At 74.6% G+C, this 2,449-nt stretch carries 4 protein-coding genes; 2 read left to right on the forward strand and 2 right to left on the reverse strand.

Annotated elements, in window-relative coordinates; genetic code table 11:
• Positions 1-57 precede the first annotated feature (57 nt).
• Positions 58-906 (forward strand): class I SAM-dependent methyltransferase, encoded by an 849-nt coding sequence (locus LCD31_RS28600; RefSeq protein WP_224963282.1) that lies wholly within the window; start codon positions 58-60, stop codon positions 904-906.
• Positions 907-981: 75 nt separating this feature from the next.
• Complete coding sequence (locus LCD31_RS28605; protein WP_224963284.1) at positions 982-1,242, forward strand: DUF3040 domain-containing protein; 261 nt, start codon at positions 982-984, stop codon at positions 1,240-1,242.
• Between the two features lie 5 nt (positions 1,243-1,247).
• Here LCD31_RS28605 and LCD31_RS28610 read toward each other — a convergent pair whose 3' ends face one another.
• The gene (locus LCD31_RS28610; protein ID WP_224963286.1) at positions 1,248-1,556 is read right to left on the reverse strand and encodes a DUF6221 family protein; all 309 of its coding nucleotides are present in this window, start codon (positions 1,554-1,556) and stop codon (positions 1,248-1,250) included.
• A gap of 596 nt (positions 1,557-2,152) precedes the next feature.
• On the reverse strand, positions 2,153-2,449 hold a 297-nt coding region (locus LCD31_RS28615), incomplete at its 5' end, for a glycosyl hydrolase-related protein (protein WP_224963289.1).

Consider the following 2,449-nt stretch of genomic DNA (forward strand, 5'->3'; position numbering starts at 1 on the left):
CGCCCCATAGACTCCCCTCCCCGAACGCACCGTTCACCGCACCGCTGGGGGAAGCACATGGCCGAGCAGCCCGAGATCGCGATCGCCCCGTCGAACGCCGCCCAGTCCCGGGCGTGGGACGGCGAGCAGGGCGAGTTCTGGGCGGAGCGCGCCGAGCGCTTCGACGAGGGCGTCGCCGCCTACCACGAGCTGTTCCTGGACGCGGCCGAGATCGGCCCGGCCGCGCGGGTGCTCGACGTCGGCTGCGGCAGCGGGAAGGTCACCCGGGACGCGGCGCGGCGCGCGGCGGCGGGCTGGGCGCACGGGGTCGATCTCTCGGCGCCCCTGGTGCAGCTGGCCCGGGTGCTGGCGCAGCGGGAAGGGGTGGCGAACGCGTCGTTCGAGCGGGCTGACGCGCAGGTTCACCCCTTCCCCACCGTCGACCTGGTGCTGAGCAGGCACGGGGCGATGTTCTTCGGCGCGCCCCGCGACGCGTTCACCCACCTCGGGCGGGCGTTGACGCCGGGCGGTGGGCTGGCGCTGCTGACCTGGCAGCCGGCGGAGCACAACCCGTGGATGGGCGGGTTCCGCTCGGTGCTCTCCGGTGGACGCGAGGGCGCGCCGCCGGTGGACGGGCCGGGTCCGCTGTCGATGAGCGAGCCGGCGGTGGTGCGGGCGTTGCTGGAGTCGGCGGGTTTCGAACGGGTGCGGTTGGACGGGCTGCGGGAGCGGATGTACTTCGGCCGGGACGCCGCGGACGCGTTCCGGTTCGTCACCGGGCAGTTCTCCGGGTTGCTGGCCGGGCTGGAGGCGCCGCAGCGGGAGCGGGCGGAGGCGCGGCTGCTGGCGCTGCTCACCGAGCACGAGTCCGAGCGGGGCGTGCTGTTCGAGTCGGCGGCGTGGCTGGTGCGGGCGCGGCGGCCGTGACCTGCGGCTGCGGGGTGTAGGGATCTCGTTCTCGCGGGTAGCCGGTTGTCGGTCCACTCCAGGGAGGTCGAGGTCATGCTGCCCAGGCACGAACGCCGCCGCATCGCGGAAATCGAGAAGGGTCTGGTTCTGCAGGACCCCGATTTCGCCGACCGGTTGCGGCGCGCGGAGCTGCCCGGCCGGTCGCGGCCCGGGGTGCGGGTCGTGCTGGGTTGCGTCGCGGTGGTGGCGGCGTTGTTGTGCATGGTGCTCGGTGAGGTGGCGGGTTTCCTGCTGGCGGGGTTGTTGGCGACGGTGCTGCTCGCGGCGCGGGGCTGGCGGTTGTTGACGTCCTGAGGCGGTCAGGGGCGCCAGCGGGCGCGGTAGCCGGGCCGGTCGGCGTAGGGCAGGCCGAGCAGGGCTCGGGTGGCGCAGCCGCGTTCGTCTTCGGGCGGGTAGGCCTCGCCGAGCCGGTCGCAGGGTCCGGTGCCGGAGCCGCAGAGCTGGTGCTGGCGCAGCAGCCTGGTCTTGAGCTCGCATTCGCGGAAGCCGCGGAAGACGGTGCCGCCGCAGGGTTTGGCGTTGCCCGCTTCGACGTCTTCGCGCACCCAGCGCAGCAGTTCCAGGTCGATGTCGATCTGTCGTCGCAGGAACTCGGCGAACCGGTTCATGGTCGTCCCCCACCGCGGTACGCGGGTACCGCCCGTTCTGCCGTTCGGCGTGCGGTGCCGGTTGTCGGCCCGCTCGGGTGGGGACGTGGCAGGGGGCCGGGTGTGACGCGGTGTGCGGGGGTCATGCCTGGGCGTGGTGGTTCGGGTGGGTGTCGAGCACTGCGCGGCTCGTGGCGCCTGGTGCGCCGGTGGCTGCCACGAGCACGGGGCGTACCTCCGTCGTCGTTCGTTCGATCGTTCGACGGTACCCATGGCGGGGTGTGCGGATCACCCGCGAGAGTCGGTGCGCGGTGGCGCGTTTAGGGGGGGGGGGGGGGGGGGGGGGGGGGGGGGGGGGGGGGGGGGGGGGGGGGGGGGGGGGGGCGGGGGGGCGGGGGGGCGGGGGGGGCGGGGGGGGGGGGGGGCCGGCGCCCCCCCCCCCCCCCCCCCCCCCCCACCCCCTTTTTCGTCCGCGCCCCGGGGGACGCGGTCCGGTGAGCCGTCCGGCGCGGTGTGCGGTCGGTGCGGGCTCTGCGGCCATGATGCGGAGCGCGTGGTGGTGGGGCGCGCGGCGATCACCGGATCCGGGTGGTGTTCACCCCGGCGCGCCGCGCGTTTCACCGGGTCGGGTCCGGGTCCGCTCCTTTGGTCTCGGCACCGGTTCGGGTGATGCGGAGGGTGCGGATTTCGAAGGGGCGCAGGGTGATGGGTTCGGCGTGGTACTGGGGTTCGCCGGTGGGGCGTTCGAGCAGGTCGGTTCGGGTGATCGCGGTGTGGGGGAAGTGCGGGGTGAGGGTGGTGGTGGCGCGGCCGCCGCGGGATTCGTAGAGGCGGACGATGATGTCGCCGCTGCGGTCTTCGGCGGGTTTGAGGGCTTCGACGATGACGTCGGGGTTGTCGAGGGTGATCAGGGG

Origin of the sequence: Saccharopolyspora sp. 6M (genome assembly GCF_020176775.1) — a bacterium.
Classification (GTDB): Bacteria; Actinomycetota; Actinomycetes; order Mycobacteriales; family Pseudonocardiaceae; genus Saccharopolyspora_C; species Saccharopolyspora_C gregorii.